3 protein-coding genes are annotated in these 3,716 nt (G+C 70.7%); all 3 read right to left on the bottom strand.

Going from position 1 to position 3,716, the window contains the following annotated elements:
* Nucleotides 1-83: 83 nt before the first annotated feature.
* Nucleotides 84-974 (bottom strand): succinate--CoA ligase subunit alpha, encoded by an 891-nt coding sequence (gene sucD / locus ACFUEL_RS36805; protein ID WP_380242105.1) that lies wholly within the window; start codon nt 972-974, stop codon nt 84-86.
* Nucleotides 975-992: 18 nt separating this feature from the next.
* Nucleotides 993-2,165, bottom strand: a complete 1,173-nt coding sequence (gene sucC / locus ACFUEL_RS36810) for an ADP-forming succinate--CoA ligase subunit beta (RefSeq protein ID WP_380242107.1) — start codon at nt 2,163-2,165, stop codon at nt 993-995.
* A 343-nt stretch (nt 2,166-2,508) separates the two neighbouring features.
* Complete coding sequence (locus ACFUEL_RS36815) at nt 2,509-3,642, bottom strand: VWA domain-containing protein (protein ID WP_380242109.1); 1,134 nt, start codon at nt 3,640-3,642, stop codon at nt 2,509-2,511.
* Between the last annotated feature and the right edge of the window lie 74 nt (nt 3,643-3,716).

Here is a 3,716-nt window from a genome sequence, read left to right on the forward strand (position 1 = left end):
CCCCGTCCGGAACGGACCGGACGGTGCGCGGCGCCTTCGGCGTACTGGCCTCGCTGCGGGTTCGCCGAGCGCTCGCCGCTCGCTTACTTCGCGGCGGCGAACAGCTCGCGGGCCAGGCGGGCGGTCTCGGACGGCGTCTTGCCGACCTTGACGCCGGCGGCCTCCAGGGCCTCCTTCTTCGCCTGGGCGGTGCCGGAGGAGCCGGAGACGATGGCGCCGGCGTGGCCCATGGTCTTGCCCTCGGGCGCGGTGAAGCCCGCGACGTAGCCGACGACCGGCTTGGTGACGTGCTCGGCGATGTAGGCCGCGGCCCGCTCCTCGGCGTCGCCGCCGATCTCGCCGATCATGACGATCAGCTCGGTCTCCGGGTCCTCCTGGAACGCCTTGAGGGCGTCGATGTGGGTGGTGCCGATGACGGGGTCGCCGCCGATGCCCACCGCGGAGGAGAAGCCGAGGTCGCGGAGCTCGTACATGAGCTGGTAGGTCAGGGTGCCGGACTTCGACACCAGACCGATCTTGCCCGAGCCGGTGATGTTGGCCGGGATGATGCCCGCGTTGGACTGTCCGGGGCTGATCAGGCCGGGGCAGTTCGGGCCGATGATGCGGGTCTTGTTGCCCTTGGCGCCGGCGTGGGCCCAGAACGCGGCGGTGTCGTGCACCGGCACGCCCTCGGTGATGACCACGGCGAGGCCGATCTCGGCGTCGATCGCCTCGATCACGGCGGACTTGGTGAACGCCGGCGGCACGAAGATGACGGTGACGTCGGCACCGGTCTTCTCCATCGCCTCGACCACGGTGCCGAACACCGGGACCTCGGTGCCGTCCACGTCGACGGTGGTGCCCGCCTTGCGCGGGTTGACGCCGCCGACGATCCGGGTGCCGGAGGCGAGCATGCGGCGGGTGTGCTTCATGCCCTCGGAGCCGGTCATGCCCTGGACGATGACCTTGCTGTCCTTGGTAAGGAAGATAGCCATGGTGTTAAGTCCCCTTCCTTACTTGTTGGCCAGCTCGGCGGCGCGGTCAGCGGCGCCGTCCATGGTGTCCACCTGCTCGACCAGCGGGTGGTTGGCGTCGGTCAGGATCTGGCGACCGAGCTCCGCGTTGTTGCCGTCCAGGCGGACGACCAGCGGCTTGGTGACGGCCTCGCCCTTGCTCTCCAGGAGCTCCAGGGCCTGCACGATGCCGTTGGCGACCGCGTCGCAGGCGGTGATGCCGCCGAAGACGTTGACGAAGACCGACTTGACGTCGGTGTCGCCCAGGATGATCTCCAGGCCGTTCGCCATCACCTCGGCGGACGCGCCGCCGCCGATGTCGAGGAAGTTGGCCGGCTTCACGCCGCCGTGGTTCTCGCCGGCGTACGCGACGACGTCCAGGGTGCTCATGACGAGGCCCGCGCCGTTGCCGATGATGCCGACCTGGCCGTCGAGCTTGACGTAGTTCAGGCCCTTGGCCTTCGCCGCCGCCTCGAGCGGGTTGGCGGCGGCCTTGTCCTCGAGCGCCTCGTGCTCGGGCTGGCGGAACTCGGCGTTCTCGTCCAGGGAGACCTTGCCGTCGAGCGCGATGATCTTGCCGTCGCCGGACTTGATCAGCGGGTTGACCTCGACCAGGAGGGCGTCCTCCTTGACGAAGACGACCCAGAGCTTCTGCAGGACGTCGGCGACCTGGTCGGCGATCTCGGCCGGGAACTTCGCGGCGGCGACGATCTCGGCGGCCTTCTCCGGAGTCACGCCCTCGTTGGCGTCGACCGGGATCTTGGCGAGCGCGTCCGGGTTCTCCTCGGCCACGACCTCGATCTCCACGCCGCCCTCGACGCTGGCCATCGCCAGGAAGGTGCGGTTGGTGCGGTCGAGCAGGAAGGAGACGTAGTACTCCTCCTGGATGTCCGCGGTCTGGGCCAGCATGACCTTGTGGACGGTGTGGCCCTTGATGTCCATGCCGAGGATCGCCCCGGCCTTGGCCACGGCGTCCTGCGGGTCGGACGCGAGCTTCACGCCACCGGCCTTGCCCCGGCCGCCCACCTTCACCTGAGCCTTGACGACGGCACGGCCGCCGAAGCGCTCCGCGATGGCGGCAGCGTCTGCGGCGGTCTCGATGACATCGCCGTCAAGCACGGGTACGCCGTGCTTGGCGAAGAGGTCCCTCGCCTGGTACTCGAACAGGTCCACGTGTTTGTCCTTGTTCGTGGTCGCGGAATGTGTCTCTACGAGCGTGCCACGGCAGGATCTTCGCTGCGGGTCGTCGACACTGAGCGGGTACGCAGATGTACGGCCTTGCGGCCCACGCAGTTGCCGGGCGCATCGTCAATCAACACGCGCGTCACGTCCGCATGGCAGGTTATCCCCGGACGACCGGCGTGTTTCGCCCGGGGCCCGGTCCGCCTTGGTGAGAACCGTCACAACCGGCCCGGTCCGGGCCCCTCACCAGCGGGGGCGTGCAACGGTGAGGCCCGCCACCGCTTCACCCGGACGGGTGGCCGCCGCCCCCCTTGACGGCCCGCGGGCCCCCGGCTCAGCCGCGTTCCGGCACCGGCAGCGGCCGCTTCTCGATCGCCGCCGCCATGATCTCCGGGAAGGCGTCCGGCGTGCAGGCGAACGCCGGGGCCCCCAGCTCCGCCAGCGCCTGCGCGTGCGCGTGGTCGTACGCCGGGGCGCCCTCGTCGGACAGCGCCAGCAGCGCGATGAACTGCACCCCCGCGGCCTTCATCGCCGCGACCCGCTTGAGCATCTCGTTGCGGATCCCGCCCTCGTACAGGTCGCTGATCAGCACCACGATCGTCTCGGACGGCCGGCTGATCTTCGACTGGCAGTACGCCAGCGCCCGGTTGATGTCGGTGCCGCCGCCCAGCTGCGTCGCGAACAGCACGTCCACCGGGTCGCTCAGCTGCTCGGTCAGGTCGACCACCGAGGTGTCGAACACCACCAGCCGGGTGTCCAGGCTCGGCATCGACGCCAGCACCGCGCCGAACACCGCCGAGTGCACCACCGACGGCGCCATCGAACCCGACTGGTCGATGCACAGGATCACGTCCTTCTTCACCGCCCGCTGCGCCCGCGCGTAGCCGACCAGCCGCTCCGGGACGACCGTGCGGTACTCCGGCAGGTACTTCGACAGGTTGGCGCGGATGGTGCGGTCCCAGTCGATGTCCCGGTGCCGGGGGCGGTTCACCCGGGCGCTGCGGTCCAGCGCCCCGCCGACCGTCGAGCGGGTCCGGTCGGCGAGCCGGCGCTCCAGGTCGGCCACCACCTTGCCGACCACCGCCCGGGCGGTCTCCCGGGTGGTCTCCGGCAGCGCGTGCTTCAGCGACAGCAGCGTCCCGACCAGGTGCACGTCCGGCTCGACGGCGGCCAGCATCTCCGGCTCCAGCAGCAGCCGGTCCAGGCCGAGGCGGGAGATCGCGTCCTGCTGCATCAGCCGCACCACGCTGGTCGGGAAGTACTCCCGGATGTCCCCCAGCCAGCGCGCCACCTTCGGCGCCGACCCGCCGAGCCCCGCCGAGCGCTTCCCGTCCTCCCGGTACAGCGCCCCCAGCGCCCCGTCCATCGCCGCGTCCCGCCCCGACAGCCGCACCCCGGTGCCGTCCGCGTCGCCGCCCAGCACCAGCCGCCAGCGCCGCATCCGCTCGTCGTCCTGACGGACCGTCATGTGATCTCACTCCTTAACTCCCGCGCCCCGTCAGGGGCGCGGGGAACTGCGCGAAGCGGAAGGGGAAGGGGACG

Origin of the sequence: Kitasatospora sp. NPDC057198 (assembly GCF_042670125.1) — a bacterium.
GTDB lineage: Bacteria > Actinomycetota > Actinomycetes > Streptomycetales > Streptomycetaceae > Kitasatospora.

Coding starts and splice junctions, on each gene's coding strand:
- sucD (WP_380242105.1), bottom strand. CDS start 974: ATGGCTATCTTCCTTACCAAGGACAGCAAGGTCATCGTCCAGGGCATG.
- ACFUEL_RS36815 (WP_380242109.1), bottom strand. CDS start 3,642: ATGACGGTCCGTCAGGACGACGAGCGGATGCGGCGCTGGCGGCTGGTG.